Source organism: Alteraurantiacibacter lauratis (genome assembly GCF_037154155.1).
Classification (GTDB): Bacteria; Pseudomonadota; Alphaproteobacteria; order Sphingomonadales; family Sphingomonadaceae; genus Alteraurantiacibacter; species Alteraurantiacibacter lauratis.
In genome coordinates this window covers 25,325-49,297 of record NZ_JBANRN010000002.1, presented here as the reverse complement: position 1 = coordinate 49,297, position 23,973 = coordinate 25,325, and the positions used below count along the sequence as shown (strand labels likewise).

General features: G+C 64.1%; 18 protein-coding genes. 5 read left to right on the top strand and 13 right to left on the bottom strand.

Features of this window, described 5'->3' with window-relative positions:
* Positions 1–26: 26 nt before the first annotated feature.
* From WFP39_RS02525 to WFP39_RS02510, 4 genes are all read right to left on the bottom strand, one after another.
* A complete protein-coding gene (locus tag WFP39_RS02525; protein WP_336917569.1) occupies positions 27–1,046 on the bottom strand; it encodes a hypothetical protein in 1,020 nt (339 codons plus the stop codon).
* 10 nt (positions 1,047–1,056) lie between these two features.
* Positions 1,057–1,689: a hypothetical protein gene (locus WFP39_RS02520; RefSeq protein ID WP_336917568.1), complete on the bottom strand. Its 633-nt coding sequence runs from the start codon at positions 1,687–1,689 to the stop codon at positions 1,057–1,059.
* Positions 1,690–1,896: 207 nt separating this feature from the next.
* Complete coding sequence (locus WFP39_RS02515; RefSeq protein WP_336917567.1) at positions 1,897–3,429, bottom strand: methyl-accepting chemotaxis protein; 1,533 nt, start codon at positions 3,427–3,429, stop codon at positions 1,897–1,899.
* Complete coding sequence (locus tag WFP39_RS02510) at positions 3,426–3,761, bottom strand: hypothetical protein (protein ID WP_336917566.1); 336 nt, start codon at positions 3,759–3,761, stop codon at positions 3,426–3,428. Before WFP39_RS02510 ends, WFP39_RS02515 begins: the two co-directional genes overlap by 4 nt.
* Positions 3,762–3,900: 139 nt before the next feature.
* Here WFP39_RS02510 and WFP39_RS02505 point away from each other — a divergent pair, with 139 nt between their 5' ends.
* Positions 3,901–4,359, top strand: coding sequence for a tRNA (cytidine(34)-2'-O)-methyltransferase (locus WFP39_RS02505; RefSeq protein WP_336917565.1), 459 nt, complete (start codon positions 3,901–3,903; stop codon positions 4,357–4,359).
* Here WFP39_RS02505 and chrA read toward each other — a convergent pair.
* Both chrA and WFP39_RS02495 read right to left on the bottom strand, forming a co-directional pair.
* Positions 4,356–5,564 (bottom strand): chromate efflux transporter, encoded by a 1,209-nt coding sequence (chrA, locus tag WFP39_RS02500; protein WP_336917564.1) that lies wholly within the window; start codon positions 5,562–5,564, stop codon positions 4,356–4,358. The two genes, WFP39_RS02505 and chrA, sit on opposite strands and share 4 nt — an antisense overlap.
* A gap of 19 nt (positions 5,565–5,583) precedes the next feature.
* Positions 5,584–8,388 carry a M16 family metallopeptidase gene (locus tag WFP39_RS02495; RefSeq protein ID WP_336917563.1) on the bottom strand — a complete coding sequence of 935 codons (2,805 nt, stop codon included), beginning with the start codon at positions 8,386–8,388 and terminating at the stop codon, positions 5,584–5,586.
* Between the two features lie 310 nt (positions 8,389–8,698).
* On the opposite strand from WFP39_RS02495, the gene clpB reads away from it, so the two are divergent.
* Positions 8,699–11,278 carry an ATP-dependent chaperone ClpB gene (gene clpB, locus WFP39_RS02490; RefSeq protein WP_336917562.1) on the top strand — a complete coding sequence of 860 codons (2,580 nt, stop codon included), beginning with the start codon at positions 8,699–8,701 and terminating at the stop codon, positions 11,276–11,278.
* A 39-nt stretch (positions 11,279–11,317) separates the two neighbouring features.
* On the opposite strand, the gene WFP39_RS02485 is transcribed toward clpB, so the two are convergent.
* Together WFP39_RS02485 and WFP39_RS02480 are read right to left on the bottom strand one after the other, a co-directional pair.
* On the bottom strand, positions 11,318–12,118 hold the full coding sequence (locus WFP39_RS02485; protein WP_336917561.1) for a hypothetical protein: 801 nt from the start codon (positions 12,116–12,118) through the stop codon (positions 11,318–11,320).
* Positions 12,119–12,224: 106 nt separating this feature from the next.
* A complete protein-coding gene (locus tag WFP39_RS02480) occupies positions 12,225–15,677 on the bottom strand; it encodes a TonB-dependent receptor domain-containing protein (protein WP_336917560.1) in 3,453 nt (1,150 codons plus the stop codon).
* Positions 15,678–16,051: 374 nt separating this feature from the next.
* On the opposite strand from WFP39_RS02480, the gene WFP39_RS02475 reads away from it, so the two are divergent.
* From WFP39_RS02475 to WFP39_RS02465, 3 genes are all read left to right on the top strand, one after another.
* On the top strand, positions 16,052–16,834 hold the full coding sequence (locus WFP39_RS02475) for an SDR family oxidoreductase (RefSeq protein ID WP_336917559.1): 783 nt from the start codon (positions 16,052–16,054) through the stop codon (positions 16,832–16,834).
* Positions 16,835–16,850: 16 nt separating this feature from the next.
* Positions 16,851–17,732: an S-methyl-5'-thioadenosine phosphorylase gene (gene mtnP, locus WFP39_RS02470; RefSeq protein ID WP_336917558.1), complete on the top strand. Its 882-nt coding sequence runs from the start codon at positions 16,851–16,853 to the stop codon at positions 17,730–17,732.
* 71 nt (positions 17,733–17,803) lie between these two features.
* Positions 17,804–18,277, top strand: a complete 474-nt coding sequence (locus WFP39_RS02465) for a MarR family winged helix-turn-helix transcriptional regulator (RefSeq protein ID WP_336917557.1) — start codon at positions 17,804–17,806, stop codon at positions 18,275–18,277.
* Positions 18,278–18,358: 81 nt separating this feature from the next.
* Here the strand turns inward: WFP39_RS02465 and WFP39_RS02460 are convergent, their stop codons facing one another.
* From WFP39_RS02460 to WFP39_RS02440, 5 genes are all read right to left on the bottom strand, one after another.
* Positions 18,359–19,357 carry a type II secretion system F family protein gene (locus WFP39_RS02460; RefSeq protein ID WP_336917556.1) on the bottom strand — a complete coding sequence of 333 codons (999 nt, stop codon included), beginning with the start codon at positions 19,355–19,357 and terminating at the stop codon, positions 18,359–18,361.
* A gap of 22 nt (positions 19,358–19,379) precedes the next feature.
* Positions 19,380–20,351 carry a type II secretion system F family protein gene (locus WFP39_RS02455; RefSeq protein ID WP_336917555.1) on the bottom strand — a complete coding sequence of 324 codons (972 nt, stop codon included), beginning with the start codon at positions 20,349–20,351 and terminating at the stop codon, positions 19,380–19,382.
* 93 nt (positions 20,352–20,444) lie between these two features.
* Complete coding sequence (locus tag WFP39_RS02450; protein WP_336917554.1) at positions 20,445–21,734, bottom strand: pilus assembly protein CpaE; 1,290 nt, start codon at positions 21,732–21,734, stop codon at positions 20,445–20,447.
* 4 nt (positions 21,735–21,738) lie between these two features.
* Positions 21,739–22,395: a CpaD family pilus assembly protein gene (locus tag WFP39_RS02445; RefSeq protein WP_336917553.1), complete on the bottom strand. Its 657-nt coding sequence runs from the start codon at positions 22,393–22,395 to the stop codon at positions 21,739–21,741.
* A 14-nt stretch (positions 22,396–22,409) separates the two neighbouring features.
* Positions 22,410–23,957 (bottom strand): type II and III secretion system protein family protein, encoded by a 1,548-nt coding sequence (locus tag WFP39_RS02440; protein ID WP_336917552.1) that lies wholly within the window; start codon positions 23,955–23,957, stop codon positions 22,410–22,412.
* Positions 23,958–23,973 lie beyond the last annotated feature (16 nt).

Here is a 23,973-nt window from a genome sequence, read left to right as displayed (position 1 = left end):
TCGGCCTTCCGCATTTTCAGGCCGCGTTACTCGCTGGCGTTCTGCGCGGTGACGAAGGCGGCAAAGCGCTGATCACCATCGCGCGCCCAGATCACCGGGCCGCCCGCATCGCGCCGCAGAACCGGCCCGTGAAACCCGGCCACCGTGGCGCTTTCGCGGCGGCGGTCCGTTGCCGCGGCAAATCCTTCCCGGTCCAGCGCCAGAACCTGCGGCAGCACTTGCCCCACGCGGGCAAAGGCACTGGTTAGCGCGGCGCGGGCGAGCGCGCCGTCATTCGCGGCCCAGCGGGCAACGTTTTCTTCCTCCACGAAGGACGGGCGCGGCAAGCGGACAAGGGCGATCACCTGCTGCTTGTAGAAAGGCTCCGCCGCATTTTTGCGGACGAGGGTGACATCGGCAATCACCTGCACCTGCGTGAAATCGGGCGACATCTGGTAGCGCCACAGAACTTGCGCGCGTTCGGCCGCATCGGGATAGGCGGCGGCAAAGTCGCGTTCCATCGCGGTGATGGTTTCCCCGGTCGCCCGCACGGCGGCATTGCTGTTGGCAGCCGGGCCGAACAGACCGATGCCATAGGTGGTGGAGACGAGAACTCCCTTTGATCCACCTTCCGTCGCCTGCGGTATTTCCCCGTTCAGCACGTCAAGCTGCACCGTGCCCAGCCAGCCGGTCTGCTCCAGCGCGGCAAGCGTGGCATTGCTGGCAAGCGGGGTGATGTCGAAGCCGTCCAGCGCTTCCACCAGCGGTGTGATCCAGCCTTCGGCTCGTTCCAGCGCGCTGTTGGCGAGGCGTTCGGGAATATCGTTATTGCCGTTGATAATTATTGCGCCCAGTGCGCCGCCTCCCCCGGCGGGAAAGGCGATGCGGCCCAGTTCGATACTGCTGGCAATGCGCTGCTGCGGCAGAAACACGGCCACCGGCCGCGGCGCTGCAAGCTGGCGCGATTCGGCAGGCACGAAGGGGTCAGGCCGCGCAAGGGCCGGGGCGGGCTGCCATGCCAGCAGCACCGCCCCCCCAATCGCCGCTGCCACATGCCAACGGCGCATTGCCCCGCGCCTACTGGAAGCGCGCGGCATATTCGTTGAAATTGGCAAGGAAAGCCTGGCGCAAATCGGCATCGGCGGCGTCACGGCCTTCCGGCGTTTCCGGCGGGAATTGCGACAGCCCGTTGCCGCCGCGCCCGCGCACCATCTGCGCCTGTGTCACGCCATTTCGGAAATCCTTGAAGATGAACCGGTTGTTGAGCGAACGGCCATAGATTGCCCGCTTGGCGTAAAGGTTCTGCGTCACGATCAATTCGGCATAACAGGCCGCCGTGCTTTCGGTCAGCCGTGTCCGCACTTCGGTGGTGACATCGCGGTCAGCGATCGGCGTCTCGTAGATCACCTGCGTCCCTGCCGGCATGCCGACAGACGTGGCCAGATCAATCGTCTGGAACGCGGCAACCTGGAAGCGCGGCCCCAGCGCATCGCGCAGGTATTCGGCATCCGACACATTGCGGTCTTCATTCGCGGCAGCTTCGGCCACGGCACCGATCACGCCCAGTCCGGAGAGCCAGCCGGTGGTGACAGCCTGGCCTTCCACCGTGGGGAAGACATGCAATTCGCAAGCGGCGCCATCCTGCGCCTGAACAGGGGCGAGCGCCCCGGCAAGCAGCAGCGCTGCCATCCCGACAATTCCCGATTTCATAAAAAGTATCCCCGCGTAAACCCACCAAGGCAAGCCCGCAAAAACCGCATGATTGCGGCCATTTACGACCCCCCTGACAGACGCTGCCAGATTCCGCGCATTAGGCAAGCGGATTCATGCGCGGCGGACTGCGAAGCGGATTGTTACGCGCAGCAACCCAAGCTTATTCGGTGGGAAGCAACCGGACCGGGGCCACCTATGCCGCGCTTATGCGGCCTTCAGGCCGCGCGGCGGGGTTGTGTTGGCATACTCATCCTCCGCCTCGAAGCGGGCCACGCTTTGCCGCAGGGCGCCCGCCATGGAGGACAGCGCGTGCGCCGCTGCGCTGCTTTCTTCCACCATCGCCGCGTTCTGCTGGTGCGAGCTTTCGAGCCGCGAAATGGCGCCGGAGATATGCCGCACATCATCGGCGGTCTTCTGCGAACGCTGGGCGATCTGGTCGATATGCGCGTTCACCGCGGCGAAGTTTTCGACAATGCTGGAAAGGACCTGATCCATCTGCGCAACTTGCTGCGATCCCAGATGCACTTCCTCGCTCGATTGCGCGATCAGGCCCTTGATGGAGGATGCCGCTTCGGCCGAACGCTGCGCCAATTGCCGCACCTCGTGCGCGACCACGGCAAAGCCCTTGCCCGATTCGCCCGCGCGTGCCGCCTCGACCCCGGCATTCAGCGCCAGCAGATTGGTCTGGAAGGCAAGGCCGTCGATAATTTCCACAATGCTTTCGATCTTGCCGGAGGAGCTTTCGATCCGGTGCATCGCCGCCGTCACATGGCCGATTGTGGTGAGGCCCTGGTCGACATGATCTTTCATGCGCTGCGTCACGCCGCGCGCATCCTGACACAGGCGCGATGCCTCGTGCATGTCGGTATTGAGCTGGTCGGATGTGCGCGCGACCTGTTCCATGCTGTCGGCATCGGTTTCGATCCGGCGTGCCAGATCATCGGCGGCGCTGCGGATTTCCGATGCGCCTGTCACCACGCCCTCAACCGTTTGCAGCACCGTGCCGACCAGTGCCTGCAATTCGCTGGCCGTGTCATTCACGGCGGTGCGCAGTCCTTCATATTCGGCCGGGAAAGGCGTGCTGATGCGGCCCGACAGGCGGCCTTCGGCCAGCAGCTTGAGCCGGGTGCCGACCGTTTCCAGCACCTCGCGCTGTTGCTGGCTCACCGCCTCGCGCTCGGCCCGGATCAGTGCGTCCTGCTCGGCATTGCGGCGTCTTTCCTCGGCCTGGCCGATAACGAAGGCTTCCAGCTTCGTGCACAGCGCCACCAGCGCGCCCGCTTCGACCAGCACGACCACCGCGTGGAACAGCACCCGCGCGAGATTGGCACCATCGGGAAAGACATAAAGCGGCGCGGAAAAATTGAGCAGCAGATGGTGCAAGGCCGTCACCAGCGTGGCGACCACGATGGGCCGCCAATCGGCCAGCAGCGCCGCAATCGCCATGAAGGCGAAGAAGGTCATGTGCATGTCGATCATCCAGCCGCCGCCCTTGGCCATGGCCGTGAACAGCGCGGCCATGACGGGCAGCGCCGCACCCACCATGCAGCGCGCGGCCGTGCCCGTGTTCCGGCCCAGCGCCAGCCACACCGGCCCCACCGCGACCAGCGCCAGCAGAACCGGCAGAAACCAGTTGCCGGAATAGGCCGCGTAACCAAGGGAAACCGCGCCGCATCCTGCGGCAATCAGTGCGATGACGCGCAGGCCTGCAAAGCGCAGCGTGTCGAGATCGTTCATGACAATCGCTCCGTGGTCTGGGCCGTGCCGCCGCAGATGCCTCTATCGACGCCGATGGGCAGGAAGCCGCTGCCCAAGGCGGCCAGGGCGGCGTCCTGTGAAGGCAGATGCAGAATGGCGGCATCGCCCCAATCGGACAGTCCCAGAAATGGCGCACCGTGATCCTTGCCCCAACCTATCGCCTCGACCGGGTCTTTGCCGCCAAGCGGGTAGAGCACCGCAGGCTGATCGGCCGCAGGCGCAAACACCGCCGCCACCAGTGCCGAGGGCAGCAATGTGCCCAGCCAGATGAGCGGGGCGATGTGTCGTGCAGGCGAAGCGGAAAGGGACATGGTCGCTTCCATCGCAAAACCGGATCAAGATTTCCGCACCCGCCCTTGCGCAAGACAACGCAGCTGCGCGCTATCCTTTCGGAAAGATTTGCAGCGAACGCTTCCCGCCAGCGTGGACAGCAATTATGCGAACAGGCGCATGAACATCACCATCGTCCTCGTCCAGCCCGAAATCCCCGGCAATACCGGCGCGGTGGGGCGCACCTGTGTGGCGCTGGGCATGGAACTGGTGCTGATCCATCCGCTGGGCTTCACCATCACCGACAAGCGGGTAAAGCGGTCGGGCCTCGATTATTGGCCGCACGTGCAGCTTTCCGAATATGCAAGCTGGGATGCCTTTCTGGCCGACCGGGCCCCGCGCGATGCGCAATTGTTCCTGTTCGAGGAGTTTGGTTCGACCAGCTTCTACGAACCGGATTACCCGGATGATGCGATCCTTGTTTTCGGGCGGGAGACCAAGGGCATCCCGCCCGACATCATCGCATGCCATCCGGGGCGGCTGTTTCATCTGCCGATGCGGTCGGATGTGATCCGCTCGCTCAACCTTGCCAACACGGTCAGCGCGGCGGCCTATCAGGCGCTGCGAGGCAAGCTCTAGGCAAAGACAAGCCATCCGGCCGCCCCGCCTGCGGCAAGAATGGCGGGCGCCACCCAGCCGCCTTTCACCAGGAACGCGGCCAGCAAGGCGAGCGCAAAAACCGGGGCAGCCCAGATCAGATCGCTCTCGCCACCGGGCAGGCGGGCCAGCACCGCCGCCCCCAGTTGCAGCAGGGTCGCCGCGATGATGCCCACCACGGCGGCGGCAATCCCGTCCAGCGTGCGGTGCAGCCGCGCATTGTCCACCAGCGCTTCCAGCCGTTCAAAGAAAATCATCGAGAAGGCAAAGGCAGGCAGGAACATCCCCGCCGTGATCGCCAGCGCGCCGGGAACGCCCGCCGCCATGAAGCCGGCAAAGGTGGCAAAGATCACCAGCGGCGCGGGCAGGACATTGGCAATCGCCACCCCGTCAAGGAATTGCCCATCGCTCAGCCAGCCTTGCGCGACCGTATCGGCGCGGACATAGGGGATGGCGGTATAGGCGCCGCCAAAGGTCAGCAGCCCGCCTTTCAGCCCTGCCATGAACAACGCGGCGAGTGCAGCCTGGGTGATGGTGCCGTTTGCTTCCAGTGCGATGGAGACGGGCACTTCGGCTGGGAGCAGGAAATAGGCCGCCGCCACCGCAATCGCGGCCAGCAGGATGCGCGCGGCGGGCTTGTCCTCCTTCGCATAGGCATAGGCGGCGGCGATCAGCGGCACCCAGAATGGCACGTCTGCCAGCGTCGCGCCCGCGCCCAGCACGGCCAGCGCCCACAGCCAGCCACTTGTCAGTATATGCGCGCCAATGCGCTGCACCGCCCGCGCAATGACGGCCAGCACCGCCACCTGCACACCCAAGAGCACGCTGTCGACCCCGCCGCGCCCTTCGATATAGCTGGCATAGGCAAAGCCGCAGGCCAGCATCAGCAGGAAACCGGGCAGCATGAAGCCCAAGCCTGCCAAGAGGCCGCCAATCCGCCCCCGCGCGATCATGCCCATATGCACGCACAATTCATGCGCCTCAGGCCCTGGCAGAACCTGCATCACCGCCAGCAGGCGGTTGAACCGCTGCGGCGTGATCCAGCCTTCTTCCACCACCAGTTTCTGCTTCACCATCGCAATCTGCGCGACCGGCCCGCCAAAGGCGAGGCAGCCAAAGCGCAGGAACTTGCCGAACAGGGCCGGGAGCGAAAGGTGCGGCGGGGCGGGGATGTGATCGTGGTTCATAAGGCCCGCCGGCGCAAGGTCACAATTCCTCTGCCGCCAGATACTCGGCCGCCATGCCCAGAGCTTCGAGTTGCGGGTCGATCACCTGCCGGTCACCCACCACCACGATGGCCATGCCGCGTGGGTGGAGATAAGCGCGGGCGGCCTGGTTGATCGCATCGGCATCAATGCTGCGGTAGATATCGGGCAGACGTTCCTGATAATCGTCCGGCCGGCCCAGCAGCCGGTTTTCCAGCAGCGCGCCCAGCACTTGCGCGTTGGTTTCAAACCGGTTGGGCAGGCCGCGAATATTGCCATCGGTCACGCGCTGCAATTCGATGGGATCAACCGGACGCGAAGCGGGAAACGCCTCCATTTGGTCAAGGATCACGCGGATCGAATCCGCCGTTCGATCGGCCTGCACCGCTGTGGAGACGACCAGCGCCTGCGGCCCCACGCGGGCGGGCAGGCTGGAGCGCACGCCATAGGTCCAGCCGCGCGTCTCGCGCAGATCCATGTTGAGGCGGGACAGGAAGCCATTGCCCATCACCTCGTTCGCCAGTTCCAGCGCTTCCTTGCCCTGATCGGTGCCCATCAAGGGTAAAATGCGGCCCAGCATCAGCACCGATTGCGGCGAACCCGGCCGGTCGATCACCACCAGCCGCGTCGCGGCGGGCGGCACCGGGGCGTCGATCACCTTGGCAGGCGGAGGAGTGGCGGGCGCACGCCATTGACCAAAGGCAGCTTCGAGTTGCGGCAGCAGATCGGCCATCGAGATATCGCCCACCACGGTGAAGCTGGCCAGGTCAGGGCGCATCCACGCCGCGTGCTCGGCGCGCAGATCGTCGGGCGTCAACTGCGCGATGACTTCGGCGCGGCCAATCGTCGAGGCGAGCGCATAGGGGTTGTCCGCGCCGAACAGCAGCGGCCCCATCGCGCGGCTTGCCAGCGCGCCGGGCTGGGTGCGCTCCTCCTCGATCTCGGCCAGGCGCTGGGTCTGCACGCGGCCAAAGCTGTCCGCCGCGAAGGAGGGGTTAAGCGTGATGTCTGCCATCAGCCCCAGCGATTGCGGCAGGTTGAGCGTGAGCGAGGACAGCGTGATCGTGGTCGCATCCACGCCCGCCGATGCGGTAACCGAAGCGGCGAGTTCTTCCTGTGCGATCAGGATGTCGAATGTGTCGCGGCTGGTCGTGCCTTCGGCCAGCATATCCACCATCAATTCGTGCCGTCCGGCGTGCTGTGTGCCGTCCACCACGCTGCCCGCATCGAGCACCAGCGCCACGGTGACGGTGGGCACTGCATCGCGCCGCACCAGCGTGACCGGCACGCCGTTCGACAGCACCGCGCGTTCAGCCTGCGGGAAATCGAGAGCGGGGACATCGCCCGGTTGCGGCAGATCGCGCGCAGGGCCGGATCGTGCCGCCACAACACCGCCGCCCGCGTCAGGGGCGGGCGGGGGGAAGTCGGTCTCGTCGCCGTAACCGCCCATCAGCGCGCCATCGAGTGTCCGTGTCCCCGGCACGATGGTGAGTGTATAGGCCGGACGCGACAGCCAGCGCTGCATCGCGGCGCGCACATCATCGGGAGTGACGGTCGCCACGCGTTCCAGCTCGCGCTTGTAGAACGCCGGATCGCCCGAATAGAGCAGCCCCTCGGCCAGCACCATGCCCTTGCCGCCAAAGCCGCCCACCCGTTCGAGCGAGCCAAGCTGTCCGGCAATGATCTGCGTGGCCGCGCGACGCAGTTCGTTGGCATCCGGCCCTTCGGCAATCAGACGCGCAATTTCGGCATCAAACAGCGCAGTTGCTGCGTCCCGATCACCGCCCGGAACCAGATCGAACTGGGTGGACAGAAATCCGATCTGCTCATGCGCCTGGAACCCGGCCATCACGCTGGTTGCCACTTCGGCATCGTAAACCATCGCATTGTCGAGCCGGCTGGTCAGCAGGCCGCCCAGCACATACATACCCAGATAAAGCGGCACGGCATCGGGATCGTTCAGGCCCGGCCCGGTCCAGTGGCGCGTCACGCGGATCTGGCTGACCTGATCGGTCATTTCTTCGGCAATGGGGGCAGGCAGATCAACGGGGCCAGCGGCCACACTTGCCACATCGGGCCCGCGCGCAATATCGCCGAACCAGCGTTCCACCATTGGCCGCGCGGTTGCGGCGTCGATATCACCCGCCAGTGCCAGCACCACATTGTTGGGGCCGTAATTGTCGCGGAACCAGTTCTGCACATCTTCGAGGCTGGCGGCGGAAAGGTCGGCCATCGAACCGATGGTGGAATGGCGATAGGGGTGGCCCACGGGCAGCAGAACCTCGGTCACGCGGTAATCGACCAGGCCGAAAGGCTGGTTGTCTCCCTGCCGCTTTTCGTTCTGCACCACGCCGCGTTGCTGATCGAGCCGCTCCTGCGAAACCGCGCCGAGCAGATAGCCCATGCGGTCGGCTTCCATCATCAGCGCCAGATCGAGCGCGCCAGTGGGCACGGTTTCCACATAATTGGTGCGGTCATACCACGTCGACCCGTTGGTGGGAGTCGAGCCCGCGCTTTCGAGCGGAATGTCGAAATTCTCGACATTCTCGCTGCCGGTGAACATGATGTGTTCGAACAGATGGGCAAAACCGGTGCGCCCACGCGGTTCGTGCTTCGAACCGACGCGGTAATAGACCGTCACGCCCACGATCGGCGCCTTGCGATCGGTGTGGACGATGGTGGTGAGGCCATTGTCCAGCGTGAAGATCTCGTACGGAATATCGAGCTGCGCGACCAGCGCGGACAGATCGAGCGGCTGCGCCTCTGCGGCGGTGATATCCTGCGCCCAGGCGGGGTGCGACGGCACCGCTACGGAGAGTGCGGTTGAAGCAAGGGCGGCAAGGAGGAAATGCGGTTTCATCTGTATCAACTACCACGCTGAAAGGGGCTGTCCAGCGCCGGAATCGGCTATCGGCAAAGAGGACTTGCTTGATGCACATCATGGTGGCCTGTTCGACGAACCGCCATTATCTATCGGCCAACGCGGACGGCGGCGGGTCTTGCAACCGGCGGCGCGCCACCGATCTAGAGAAGCGAGGTGGATACCGGCTGGCACTTGTGTTGCGCAAATGCAACACTATCTGGTGCGGGACTGCAATTGGAAGGGGCTTGAAGCCATGAACCTTGAGAAATTTACCGACCGCGCGAAGGGCTTTCTGCAAGCCGCGCAGACCGTTGCCATCCGCATGAGCCACCAGCGGATCACGCCCAATCATATCCTGAAGGCGCTGCTGGAAGACAGCGAAGGCATGGCAGCCGGGCTGATCGCCCGCGCGGGCGGCGATGCGCGTCTGGCCGTGGCCGAAGTGGACAAGGAACTGGGCAAGATTCCGGCCGTATCGGGATCGGGCGCACAGGCGACGCCGGGACTCGATAATGATGCGGTACGCGTGCTCGATTCCGCCGAACAGCTCGCCACCAAGGCGGGCGATGCCTATGTCACGGTGGAGCGCCTGCTCACCGCGCTGGCACTGGCCAGCACGACCGGGGCGGGCAAGGCATTGGCGGCGGCAGGCGTGACCCCGCAGGCGCTCAACGCTGCGATAGAGGCCTTGCGCAAGGGCAAGAGCGCGGACAGCGCCAATGCCGAGGCAAGCTATGACGCGCTGAAGAAATTCGCCCGCGATCTGACGCAGGCGGCGCGCGACGGCAAGCTTGACCCCGTCATCGGGCGTGACGAGGAAATCCGCCGCACGATCCAGATCCTGGCCCGCCGCACCAAGAACAACCCCGTCCTGATCGGTGAACCCGGCACCGGCAAGACCGCGATTGCCGAAGGCCTCGCGCTGCGCATTGCCAATGGCGATGTGCCCGACAGCCTCAAGGACCGCACGCTGATGAGCCTTGATCTGGGCGCGATGATTGCGGGTGCGAAATATCGCGGCGAGTTCGAGGAACGGCTGAAGAGCGTGCTCGACGAGGTGAAGGCCGCCGAAGGACAGATCATCCTGTTCATTGACGAGATGCACACGCTGATCGGCGCGGGCGCGTCCGAAGGCAGCATGGATGCAGGCAATCTGCTGAAGCCCGCCCTGGCACGCGGCGAGCTGCACTGCATCGGCGCGACAACGCTCGATGAATACCAGAAATATGTCGAGAAGGATGCCGCGCTCCAGCGCCGTTTCCAGCCGGTTTTCGTGTCCGAACCGAGCGTGGAGGATACGATTTCCATCCTGCGCGGGCTGAAGGAGAAATACGAGCTGCACCACGGTGTGCGCATCACCGACGGGGCGATCGTGGCGGCGGCGCAGCTGTCCAACCGCTACATTTCCGACCGCTTTCTGCCCGACAAGGCAATCGACCTGATGGACGAGGCCGCCAGCCGCATCCGCATGGAGGTGGAAAGCAAGCCGGAGGAAATCGAAAATCTCGACCGGCGCATCATCCAGCTCAAGATCGAGGAATCGGCGCTGGCCAAGGAAAGCGACGCGGCCAGCAAGGACCGGCTGCAGACGCTGCGCAGCGAGCTCGCCAATCTGGAACAGCAAAGCGCCGAACTGACCACGCGCTGGCAGAACGAGCGCGACAAGATCCACGCCGAAGCGCGCATCAAGGAAGAACTCGACCGCGCCCGGATCGAACTGGAGCAGGCGCAGCGTCAGGGCGACCTCGCCCGCGCGGGTGAGCTGTCCTATGGCACCATCCCCGCGCTCGAAAAGCAGCTGGCCGATGCGCAGGCGCAAAGCGAAAACGCGCTGTTGCGGGAAGAAGTGACCGAGGATGACATCGCCTCTGTCGTCAGCCGCTGGACGGGCATCCCGGTGGACAAGATGATGGCAGGCGAGCGCGAGAAGCTCCTCAAGATGGAGGATGTCCTCGGTGCGCGCGTAATCGGGCAGCAGGCGGCCGTTCAGGCGGTGTCGAAGGCGGTCAGGCGTGCACGGGCAGGCCTCAAGGATCCTCAGCGTCCGCTCGGATCCTTCCTGTTCCTTGGCCCCACGGGCGTGGGCAAGACCGAGCTGACCAAGGCGCTTGCCGAATTCCTGTTTGACGACGACAGCGCGATGGTGCGCATCGACATGAGCGAATTTATGGAGAAGCACTCGGTCGCCCGCCTGATCGGCGCGCCTCCCGGCTATGTCGGCTATGACGAGGGCGGGGTGCTGACCGAAGCGGTGCGCCGCCGCCCCTATCAGGTGGTGCTGTTCGACGAGGTGGAGAAGGCGCACAGCGACGTGTTCAATGTGCTGCTGCAGGTGCTCGACGATGGCCGTCTGACCGATGGACAGGGCCGCGTGGTCGATTTCTCCAACACGCTCATCATCCTCACCAGCAATCTGGGCAGCCAGTATCTGGCAGGGCTGGCGGACGGGCAGGATGTGTCCGAGGTGGAACCGCAGGTGATGGACGTGGTGCGTGCCCATTTCCGGCCCGAATTCCTCAACCGGCTGGACGAGATCATCCTGTTCCACCGCCTGGGGCAGGAGCATATGGCCCCGATTGTGAAGATTCAGGTCGGCCGGGTGCAGAAGCTGCTCAAAGACCGCAAGATCACGCTCGACCTCACCGAAGGCGCGCTCGCATGGTTGGGGCGGGTGGGTTACGATCCGGTCTATGGCGCAAGGCCGCTGAAACGCGCGGTGCAGCGTTATGTGCAGGATCCGCTGGCCGAGATGATCCTGGCGGGCGAGGTGCCCGATGGCTCGACGGTGCAAATTGACGAAGGCGACGGTGCGCTGAAGATGACGGTAGGCTAAGCAAAAAGGGGGGCCGGGCAGCGATGTCCGGCCCTCTTGCTATTCGTAGCCGAGAAGCTTGCGCAGCCCCGGCGCGGCGTAGGCAATCAGTTCCTTGTGCTCATCGCTCAACTCGTCGGGAATGGTGATCTTCACATCGCGCAGGTTCTCGCGCGCGGTGCCGCTCTGCTTGCGGTCCGACCCGATCTTCACCCGTTCACGCCAATCATCGGGTAGGCCGGGAAGGCCCGCCAGTTCCATCAGCCTGAGGAAGAAGGCCTCGCCCGCAGGTGTGTCCACATTCTTTACCGCGTGCACCAGGTCTTCGTATTTCACCCAGGTCGATTGCGGCCCACGCCAGGCAACCGCTGTCAGGTTGAACATGTCGCGCATAGGCAGCGCCTGCTGGTGGATGCCGAAGATCATCAGGTTGATGAGGTGTTCAGCCGACATGCCCGACTGCTTGATGACGGTGGAATTGTCGCCGAACTGGTCGGAGACATAAAAGCGCGCGCGCGCCAGCACCCAGCTGTGCGGATCGCGCACCAGGATGATCTTGCGCGCATGGGCGGTGTGCGCGGCGGATGTATCGGTAAACATCAGGTGCCCCCAGCTTAATTGCGGGCGGCGCGGGTCGAAGGCGGCAATATGTTCGCGCAGATTGCCCCACTGGATGAAATGCTTCCCGTAATGGTCCTGCAGCGGCACGAACATGCGCATGATATTCTTGAGCAGGTGCGAGCCGGATTTGGGCACCGAATTGAGGAAGATCGACTGCCGCAGCCGGGGGCTGGCGAACTTCACGGTTTCCTGGTCGAGCGTATCGGCCTTCAGCCGGATCGGGGTGCGCTGCTGCGCCATAGGGCCAACTTTCGGTTGTCGCTTTTTGGGTTGAGGACAGCGGATAAACCAAGGGCGGCGGGTTTGTCACCCGCCGCCCCGGTTATTTCAGCTTCGGCTGCCGCGATCAGTAGCGGAAGTTGAGGTTCACGAACGCCCGGCGGCCGAGCAGGTCATACTGCGAATACAGCAGGCCCTGACCCAGGCTGCGCGTGCCGTCGCCACCGATCTGGGTGGTGCGCGGCGGGCGGTTGTTGGTCACGTTCGACATACCCGCCGTGATGCGGAAATTGTCGTTGATTTCACGGCTGACCGACAGGGCGTGATAGAACTGCGCCTGGGTCCGCAGGTTCACACAGACCGTGCCCAGCGACCGGTAGGTCGGGCACAGCGTGCCGTTCTGGTCGATGAAGTCTTCTTCATCGTTCGTCTTGCCGATCACGTCGAGGCCATAGAAGAAGTTCCACGGGCCGGTTTCGAGGTTAAGCACGAAGTCGCCAACCCACACCGGATCGCCGGCTTCGCCGTTATTGTCCTCGAACAAGCCGCTGAACAGAGCCACACGGTCACGCGTCTGCCAGGTCATCTGGGCCTGGAAGGTCAGCGTGGTGTCGCCGGAGAAGTCGTGGACGATGCGGGTCGTCACGTCCACGCCACGGTTCTGCTGGCTGTTGATGTTGAAGAACTTGTCGAAGATGACCGCGACGTTGTTCCGGTTGCCGCCCGTTGCGTTGTAATTCTCGAACTCCGCAGGGACATTGCCGTTGTCGAAATCGTTGAAGCGGTAGAACGACTGGCACAGCGGATCGTTCGGGAAGAAGTCCGAAGCATAGCACTGGGCCATCACGTTACGGGCGCCCAACTGCGCGATTTCCCCGTTCACCTCGATGTTGAAGTAATCGACCGCGAAGCTGAACGTGGTGTCGGGCAGGAAGGCGAAGCGCGGCGTGAACACTGCCGAAGCGGTCCAGGCCTTCGAGGTTTCCGGCTCCAGCACGCCGATGCCGCCGCCCGAAACGACCGCGGTCGAAACGCCCGCGCCGGTGTGGTTGGCCGGCACGCCATCGGCTGCGCAGTTATCCGCAAAACGCTGGCTGATATTGCCCTGCGCCAGGTTGAGGCCCCACTGGATACAGGGGTCTGCGTTGCGCTGCGAGGTGAAGCCTACCTGATCGGCCAGGAACTGTTCGAACAGGGCAGGCGCGCGGTAGGAGGTGCCGTAGGTGCCGCGGAAACGCAGCCAGTCGTTCACTTCCCAGTCGAGGCCCAGCTTGTAGGTCCAGTTGCCGTTGGTGGTGTCCGAGAAGCCATCCGATGCGCGGGTCGCCTTCACATTGGTGACGCGGGCGGCACCGGTGAAGTCGAGGCGCTGGATGAAGGGCACATCAGCCAGCAGCGGGATATTGATCTCGCCGAAAGCCTCTGTCGTGACCGACCGCCCCGCGGTGACGCCCGAGCCGCCGAAGCTGAAGCCGTTATCGGCCTGACGGATCGGGCCGGGCACGTCATTGATCTTGTCTTCGCGGATCGTGCCGCCGAAGGCCACGCCCACAGTGCCGGCCCACAGATCGATCAGGTCGCCGCTGACAATGCCTTCCGCATACATCTGGGTGTAGGTGGTCTTGCCCACGTCCCAATCGAACAGGAAGTTGTATTCCGCCTCGGTGAAGTCGCCGTAATTGAAGCGCGGGCTGAACCAGTCCACGATCACATTCTGGCGGTTGCTGATCGGGGTGACGCCTCCGGGGCAGTTGCCATTCGAATAACCCTTCAGGCCGCTGCGGAAGTTGGCGCATGCGATCGCGTCCTTCAGCGCGGTCTGGCTGGCATATTCGCCTTCCGAACGCGAATACTGGCCATAAATGTCATACGACCAGTTCGAGTTGATGTCGCCGCGGAAACCGGCAACGGCGCGCCAATATTCCACATCAACCGAGCTGTCGGCATGCGGGTTGAAAGCCGTCGGGCTGAACACGGCCGGGCCAAGCCAGCCAGCTGCGTAGGGGTCGAAACCAAAGCCGCCGATGTAATCATTCGTGCCCGCGCCGGGGAATTGCAGGCCGTTACCTCGCACAAGCGGGGTGGGATCGCCGAAGGACGGATCGGTCGAAGTGACGAACCTCCCGTCCTCATCGAAGTTACCATACAGGATGGCGCCGTTTGCGTCCGTTACATAGACTGGGTTGCCGTCATCATCCAGTACCGGAGTGAAATCATAATCGTAGTAATAGTCATAAACTTCACCCAGACCGAACTGGTAGATCTGGCCTGAAGCGTTCACGAAGTTGTCGCGCTTGTTGTACAGCAGCTCGGTATAGAACTCGATGCCGCCCGTCAGCTCGTAAGCCGCGTCGATATACAGCGTGTACAGATTGGTCTGGGGGATGACCGTGTCATTGTCCATCAGCGGGTGATAGTAATTGGTCACCGCTGTCGAAGCACGGTCGTAGGCTACTGGATACCAGCCAGCGGGAACGCCGATCTGGCCGAAATCTTCGCGGACTACTCCGGGCAGGTATTGGCCCAGATTGTCATTGCCATAGCTGAATTGGAAAAGCGTAGCCACGCCGCTTCCGTCGCTGCCCGGAATGTTCGAGCCGTTCGGGTGGCCGATGTTTGCAAAGCCATCGGTGTCACGACCCTCGAAGAAACCGGCGCCACGATAAGGCTCGCCAGCGCGAGGTTCGTAGTCAAGATAAGTGTAATCATACGTCCACACATGGCCCCAGGTGTTGCCGCTGTCCGAAGCTTCGCAGGCAAAGCGGCCGGTGCGCGGGTCGATCAGGTCGGCGCGGGTGGTGTAGGTTTCGTCGGTGAAGACGTAGTTTTCGCCGCAACCCAGATAGTCGCGGTCGCCGCGGGCCAGTTCGTTCCGGCGCGAATAGCTGCCCGAAACCATGATGTGGCCGCGGTCGAAAGTCTTGCCCCAGGTGGCGGAGGCGGACCATTGTTCGCCGCCCGTTTCAAAGGGAACCGAGCCGAAGAAGTCGAATTCGATGCCGTCCAGGTCGCGCTTGGTAATCAGGTTGACCACGCCCGCAACCGCGTCCGAACCGTAGATCGAGGACGCGCCATCCTTCAGCAGGTCGACCTGACCCACGATCGACTGGGGCAGGACGTTGAGGTCGAACGAGGACACGCCGCCGCGCGTGCCCGACGGGCCGGCGCGGCGACCGTTGAGCAGCACCAGCGTGCGTTCGGCGCCAAGGCCGCGCAGCGAGATCGTTTCCGCGCCCGTGCCGCCATTGGTGAGGAAGTTGGACGAAAGCGCAGCGGTGATCTGGTCCGAGCCGGCGGCAATGGGCGAACCCTGCACCATGGCGGCCGTGCTGTTCAGGCCTTGGCGCGCAGAAATTGCCGGATCGATCACGGTCAGCGGCGCGGGCGAGCTGAACTCGTCGCGGCGGATGCGCGAACCGGTCACGAAGATGGTGTCGCCCGTGGTCACCGCTGCGTCAGCGGCCTCCTCTTCCTCGGCCGGGGCCGGCGCGGCTTCCTGCGCCACTGCCGGCTGGGCCAGCAGGGCAACGGACAATGCGATCGGTGCGCTGGCACCCTTCAAAGCGGTTCGAAACTTCACAGGTTAGTCCCCATTTTTCAGCCGGCGGGCGGCCTGGTTTTTGTTTGGTCTGCACGAATCCGGCGCGGGCCGGTGAGCGGACGAAAATAGCAGTGCGCTGAACGTGGACTGCGGGAAGGTGAAACTGGTTTCAATTCCAATTATACTTTCCTGCCCGATTTGTTGCAGTCCTGTTGCAGTTTCACCACATCGGGGTTTCCAGCAGGTGAAGATCGAGCGCGCAGCGCGTTGAGCGCGCTCTTGACCCTCACTTGGGGTTCATTAGGAGCCTGTTCTGCCAGCAGGGATACTGTGGCATAGCCGCAACGCGTGCCGGCCATGGGGCGCTGCTGGCGGATAAGGCCGCACGGCACAGCTTTTGGGGAGAGAGCCAGATGAAGATCGATTCCAGCATTGCCGCCGTGGTGACCGGCGGGGCATCCGGGCTTGGCGAGGCAAGCGCGCGGGCGCTGGCGGCCAAGGGCGCCAAGGTCGCCTTGTTCGATCTTAACGCCGAACGCGGTGAGGCGGTAGCGGCAGAGATTGGCGGCACATTCTGCCGCGTTGATGTGGCGGACGAGGAATCGCTCGATGCCGGTTTTGCCAAGGCACGCGCCGCGCACGGTCAGGAACGCGTGCTGGTGTGCTGCGCCGGGATCGGCACGATCGGCAAGACGGTGCGGCGCGACAAGGAGACCGGCGCGCCCGTGCCGATGGAATCGGCGCTGTTCCTCAAAACGCTCAAGGTCAATCTGCTCGGCACGTTTCAATGCGTTGCCAAATCGGCGGCGGGAATGATGACTCTGGACGGGCTGGAAGATGGTGAGCGCGGGGCGATGGTGTGCACGGCCAGCGTGGCCGCGGTGGACGGGCAGATCGGGCAGGTCGCCTATTCCGCGTCCAAGGGCGGGGTGGTGGGCATGACGCTGCCCATCGCACGCGATTTCATGTCCGAAGGCATCCGCATCAACACCATCCTGCCCGGCATTTTCAACACGCCGCTGCTGGCGGGCCTGCCGCAGAATGTGCAGGATGTGCTGGCCGCATCGGTGCCTTTCCCCAAGCGGCTGGGCAAGCCAGAAGAATATGCCAATCTGGTGCTGACGATGGTCGAGAACGGCTATTTCAACGGCGAATGCGTGCGGCTGGACGGCGGCATCCGCATGCCGCCACGCTGAGGCGGGAAGGGGCACCATGGCGGGTAGCTGGCATATCGGGGTAATCGGGGGATCGGGCCTCTATGATCCCGGCACGCTGGACGACGCGCAGGAGATCCCTGTTGCGAGCGCCTTTGGCGAGCCGTCCGGCCCGGTGATAACCGGCTGGCTGGCCGGGGTGCGCTTTACCTTCATCGCCCGTCATGGGCCGGGCCATCGCCTTTCGCCCTCGCATGTCAATTACCGCGCCAATATCGACGTGCTCAAACGCTGCGGCGTGACCGATGTGCTGGCGATTTCGGCGGTGGGTTCGCTGGCCGAGGATATCGCACCGGGCAGCTTCGTCGCGGTTGACCAGTTCATTGATCGCACGGCGGGCACGCGGGCGCGCAGTTTCTTTGGTGATGGTGTGGTGGCGCATGTGCCCATGGCCGATCCGGTGTGCCCGCGCCTGTCTGCGCTGGCGGCGGATGCAGCGCAGGGGGCGGGGGCCACGGTGCATCGCGGGGGCACCTATCTGGTGATCGAGGGGCCGCAATTCTCCACCCGCGCCGAAAGCCGGCTTTATCGGCAATGGGGCGCGAAGGTGATCGGCATGACCGCGATGCCCGAAGCGCGTCTGGCGCGCGAGGCGGAACTGCCTTACGCGCTGCTGGCCATGGTCACCGATTACGATTGCTGGCGCGAAGCGGGGGAAAGCGTTGATATGTCGGCCATCCTGAAGGTCATGCAGGCCAATGCCGGCCTTGCCCGCCAGACATTGGCCGCGCTGGCGCAATCACTGCCGCCCGATCGTGCTGCCAGCCCGATCGACGCCGCGCTCGATCACGCAATGGCCACGCCGCGCAGCCATTGGGATCCGGCGACCAGTGCGCGGCTCGATGCGGTGGCGGGGCGCCTGCTGAAAATTGCCCCTTAACGGTGCGCTGCGCAATAAGCTTGCGCGAAGGGCTTGCAATACGCAGCCTGCTGGAACATGGATAGTTGCCTATGCAACCGACAACGCCTCTTTCCCGGTTTCTGCCGTACCAGCTTTCGATCACCTCCAACGCGGTGAGCGGGCGGATTGCGCAGGAATACCGCCAGCGGTTTGGCCTCAGCGTGCCCGAATGGCGCGTGATGGCGGTGCTGGGCGATTCCGGCCCGCTGACGCAGCGCGACCTGACGCAGCGCACGCTGATGGACAAGGTCGCGGTGAACCGTGCCTGCAAGGTTCTGGAGGAACGCGGCCTTGCCGCCCGCACGCCCAACGCGCAGGACGGCCGCTCGCACCATCTGGGCCTGACCGAAGCGGGCCGGACGATGCACGGCCAGATCATGCCGCTGGCGGTGGAAATGGAAAGCCGCGTGTTCGCCAGTCTGACGCCAGAGGAGATCGGGCAGTTCCGCACCCTGCTGCACAAGGTGCGCGAACAGGTGGGCGATCTGGACACCGACGGGATCGACAGCGGCAATATCGGCTGATTCGCGCTGCCGAACGATACGAAAAGGCCCCGCCGGTCATGCCCGGCGGGGCCTTTTGTTTGGCCCTCGCGATCGGCTGCCTCAGTTCTCGGAAAAGGCGTCCGAGATGGAACAGGCCGCCGGGCCAAGAATGACCACGAACAGCACCGGCAGGATGAACAGGATCAGCGGCACGGTCATGATCGCGGGCAGACGCGCGGCCTTTTCTTCGGCGCGCATCATGCGTTCGTTGCGGAATTCGGCCGACAGGACGCGCAAGGCCGAGGCAAGCGGGGTGCCGTAGCGTTCGGTCTGCACCATGGTGGTCACCACGCCGCGCACGGCGTCCAGATCGACGCGGTAGGCGAGGTTCTCGAATGCCTGGCGGCGTTCGGTCAGGAAAGACAGTTCAATCGCGGTCAGCGCGAATTCGTCGCCCAGTTCGGGATAGGCGCGGCCGAGTTCGCGCGCCACCCGGTTGAAGGCAGCGTCCACCGTCAGGCCGGCTTCGGCGCAGATCACCAGCAGGTCGAGCGCATCGGGCAAGCCCTTCTGGATCGCCTGCGTGCGCTTGGTGGAAAGGTTCTTGATGTAAAGATCGGGTGCCTTGTAGCCCAGCACGGTCATGCCGGCAAAGCCCAGGAAGCGCTTGAGCGAACCCCAATCGGGGAACATGTCGCTCCAGTAGAAGATCAGCACCCCCAGCACGCCCATCACCGCGGGCAGCACCATGCGCCCGAACAGCACGAACACCGCCAGTTCCTTGTTGCGGATGCCCGCCTGCGCCAGCTTCTGCTGGATCAGCTTGACCTGGCTTTCCTGAAGAACCTTCATGTTCTCCAGCACGCTCTTCATCCGGTCGGTCGTTTCGGATCTGCGGACAAGGCTCTGCCGCTTTTTCGACTTGCCGGTGATCATGCCCGTTTTCAGCTCCGCCCGGCGGGCGTTGAGCGATTTGACGCGCTTGGCCATCGGATCTTTCACCGTGACTGCGGCATAAATTGCCAGGAACATGGCCGCTGCGGCGATCCCGGCAAGGATCGTGCCGACCAGCATCACATCGACGCCGAGAAGCGTAGGGCCGGGAGGAGAGGTAAGCATTATCTTGGTGTCCTTCCCGCGATCAGATTTCGAAGCTGACCATCTTGGCCATGATGAAGCCGCCAATGCTCATCCAGACAAGCCCGCCAAGGCCCGCCACGATCAGCCGGTCGTCCTCGAAAAAGCCGCTGAGGTAGCCAGGATTGACCCAGTAAACCATGGTGAACACGATGAAGGGCAGCGAGCCGACGATATAGGCCGAGGCCTTGGATTCCGAGCTCATCGCGCGGATCTTCAGCTTCATCTGCGCGCGCTTGCGCAGCACATCGGCCAGGTTGGAAAGCGTTTCGGCCAGATTGCCGCCCGTCTCGCGCTGGATGGCAAGGGTGATGACAAAAAACTGGAACTCCGCCGTGCCCAGCTTGTTGGCGGTTTCCTGCAGCGCTTCTTCCATGGTGCGGCCGATCTTGATGCGTTCGGTCACCGCGCGGAATTCCTCGCCCACGGGGCCGGGGATTTCGGCCGATACCACGCCCAGCGTCTCGCCCACGGGCAGGCCGGACCTGAGGCCGCGGACAAGCAGTTCGATGGCATCGGGGAACTTGGCGTTGAAGGCGTTGGTGCGCTTGTTGATGAGGTATCCCACCACCATGTGCGGCAGGCCTGCACCCACCAGCAAGCCCACGATCAGCGACAGCGGCAGCGCGCCGGTCTGCAGAAAAAGCACTGCGGTCACCGCCAGCGCCAACCCGGCCGAACCATAGAGATACTGGTTGAGCGTCCAGCTCGTGCCGGTGCGGTCGAGGCGCAGAATCAGCGCGGCGATGCGCGAATCCGCGCCGGCCTTGGTGAAATTCTTGGGCTTGCGGGCTGCAATCGCCTTCTTCAGTTGCGATTCCACGCGGTCCTTGGTGCTTTCCGAATGGCGGTAGCGCACCGCTTCCAGACGGCGCTGCCCCTCTTTACTCACCGAGGGGCCGGCCACGAGCAGATACAGGATGACCATCAGGCTGGTCAGCCCGCCAGCGATAATCAGAAGCTGGATGATTTCCATTGTCTGCCCTTGCCTTCCTAAAACCCGATCATTTCACCGGTTGCCGCGCGCCGCGTTCTGCATTGCGCAGGACGCATTGCGCGCGGCGAACTGTCACTCTGCCGGCATGGCGGCAGACTTGTCCTTCTTCGAACCCAGCAGCGATTTGAGCGCCAGCTTGTCGAGCAGCGAGCCCGACTTGCCATCCGCCTTTTCCTCAGCACCGCCCGCTTCGCCCGCGCCAAGGATGGCGCCCGCGATATCGCGCATGACCTGAGCCGATTTGGCGCTCTTGTTCGCCTCGGCAAAGGTCTGGCCCAGCTTGGCGGCGTTCACGGCCGCCTTCTGGTCGAGCGGGATCATGAAGTTGATCTTGCGTTCGATCGAGGCTTCGAAATCGGCCTTCGAAATCTCGCTGCCGCTGGTCAGCATCCGGTTGCAGACGATCATCGGCGTGGCGCCGGGCGCATTGCTTTTCAGCCACGACAGGATGCGGATCGTGTCGCGCGCGGAGGCCAGCGTCAGTTCGCTCACCAGCGCCACCACATTCACCTCGGTCAGTAGATGCGGGAAATTGATCAGCATGTTGCGCGGCAGATCGATCACCGTCATTTCGAACGACTGGCGGAATTCCTCCTCCAGTTGCAGGAAAGCGGTGCCATCGGTCATCAGCGGCGCGTTGATCGGCGCCTCGGCGCTCATGATCGCCAGCCGGTCGTTCGCACGGATCATGGCGCGTTCGATGAACAGGCCGTCAATGCGGCTGGGGTTCTCGATCGCATCGGTCAGGCCGCGGCCCGGCTCCAGATCGAGGCTGAGCGCGCCGGTTCCGAAATGCACGTCGAGGTCGAGCAGGGCGGTGGAGCGCTGGTGTTCCATCGAGAACAGCCAGGCGAGTGAGGTTGCCAGCGTCGAAGCGCCCACCCCGCCGCGCGTGCCCACGATGGCGGTGGCAATATGCGGCTTGTCGCCATCGCCATCCACATGACGCGGGGCGGAAAACACCGCCTGCGCATTGGTCAGCGCGTCGCGCAGCTGCGTGGCCGACAGCGGCTTCAGCAGGTAATCGTGAATGCCGCTGGCCAGCAGATCGCGGTACAGCCGCACATCGTTGACCTGACCAGTGGCGATCACCACCGTGCCCGGTTCGCACACTTCGGCCAGTGCGTTGATGTCGTTCAGCGGGTCGCCGCTTTCGGAAAGGTCGACCAACAGGATGGCCGGGCTGGCCGAGATCGAGAGCGACTGCACCGCGTTCCGCAGGCCGCCCCTGTAGCATTTTTCCGGTGCCCAGCCCATTTCCACCACCACCGGACGCAGCACATCGAGCGTGGCCTCGTCGCAGATATAGGCGGCAAAGGGATCCCGGTTGCCCATGGGCCCTGATTTCCAAGGAGCGTTCATAGCATTAGTTCCCCGTGTCCTGGCTGGATACTTGGTTCAGACCGCCCGCGCCGGTGGGGGCCTGCTCGCGATAGGACTGGATGGCCTTGGTCGAGCTCATCACCACCGTCTCGCCCGTGCCCACGGCCCCTGCCAAAAGGTGCTGCGGATCAGCCACCATTGCGGCGTAATTGCTGTTCACCGCGCAGCCGAACCCGGCCGAGGTGTGATTGCCCAGATTGCCCGACGCATTGCCGTGCCAGTTGGGGCAATTGGGGACATAGGCGGTGGAGCGCGTCACCACGACGCGGACGAAGCCGGGATCCATATAGCCCGCCGTTACCGGCGCAGCGTTTTCCAGCAGCAGGCCATAACGGCTGGCGAGAGCGGCGACGTGGGCGCGCACCCCGTCATTGGCCATCGGATCGTCGATCGAGATCCGGTCGCCGTAACGCAGGCCCAGCGCTTCGAACCATTGGGCAAGGCGGGCCTGTTCGGGCACGGTCAGGCCGCTTTGCGTGGCGCGAAGGTCGAGCGTGAGGTTCTGGCTCTGCACCACAGGCTGGTTGACGCTGTTGAGCGAGGTGTTGAAGGTTCCCTTGGGCGCAGTGCAGGCGCCAAGGCTGGCCACGAGGGCGAGAGCAATGGCCGGGGCGGCGGTGCGCGTCATACGATGGGTCATGGCAATCACCTCTCTCAATTCAGGCTGAAGCCGGGGGCAGCAGCACCGCCGGCCAAGGCTTCGCCGCCCTGGTCGATGATGCCGATGGCCGGGTTGGCAGGTGCGGGATCAGCCGCGCGCGGCATGGGGCGCAGTTCGCCCGACACGCCATTATGTTCGCGGTTGAGCAGGAACTGTTCCGCTGCCGTGGCCGCGCGGAAGCCGTCGGTGGGCAGGCGGATATCGCGGTCGTTGACCGGCTGCACCAGATAGGGCGTGACCACGATCACCAGTTCGGTTTCGCCCCGGCGGAATTCGGTGGAGCGGAACAGATTGCCCAGGATCGGGATTTCGCCCACGCCCGGTGCGCGGTCGATCGTGTTTTGCGCGCTGTTGCTGAGCAGGCCCGCGATCATGAAGCTTTGCCCCGAACCCAGCTCGATCGTGGTTTCGGCGCGGCGGATGGTCAGCGCCGGAACCTGGAAGCCGTTGAGCGTCACCGCACCCTGGCTCGACAGTTCGGACACTTCGGGCCGGACGCGCAGCGAGATGCGCCCGTTGGCCAGCACGGTGGGGGTGTAAGCCAGGCTGACGCCGTAATTCTTGTATTCGATCGTGGTGGTGCCCAGGCCCTGGCTCAGCGGGATCGGGAACTCACCTCCGGCCAGAAACTCGGCCGTCTCGCCCGACAGCGCGGTGAGGTTGGGTTCGGACAGCGTCGTCACCAGACCTTCGCGTTCGGCCATGTCGAGTGCTGCGCCGATATCAAGGCCCAGCAGGCGGCCCACGCCGCCCAGCGTGGTGCCGGGCGAGATCGGGTTGATGCTGGTGCCGTTGACTTCGATGAACTGGCCCGGATTGTTGGGGTCGGGGATAAGCACTTTGAGCTCCTGGCCCACACCCGTTGCGCTGTTCGGACGGAAGGTCGGGGCAAAGCCGGGGCGGCCCTGGCCGATGCCGAACTGGAAGCCGCCGGTGCCGTCAATCGTGGTGAGGTTTGCGCCGAGCGAACGCACCAGCGAGCGGCTGACTTCGGCAAAGCGCACGCGCAGATTGACCTGTAGCGGCGTTGCCATGCGCAGGCGCGAGACGACATTGGTGTTCTCGCCCACAAAGGCGGCCACAAGCCGTTCGGCCTCCGCCGCGTCTTCGGGTGCAGCCACGGTGCCGGTCAGCAGCACCGTGTTGGTGCCCATGGTCGCCACCTGGATATTGGCTTCGGGCATGGCGAGCGAGAGCATCTGGTCGATGCTGTCAATGTTGGAACCGACGCGCACATTGGCCGACCAGATGATGTCGCCCGCAGCGTTGCTGGCATAGATCGTGGTGACCCCGCCCGACAGGCCCATGACGAAGAGCTGGCGCTGCGATTTCACCTGCACATCGGCAATCTGTTCATTGGCGACGAAAATGTCGGCCATGTTGCCGGGCACATTGATGAGTTCGCCGCGGCCGATCGACAGGACGATGTCCTGCGCCGGGCTGACGATCGACTGGGCGTGGGCGATGCTGGCAGGCACGGCGGCCAGCGGGGCCAGCGCGCAAGCCGCGCCGAGTACGGTCTTGAGAAGGCGGGTCTTCATGGTCTTGCCTCTCGAC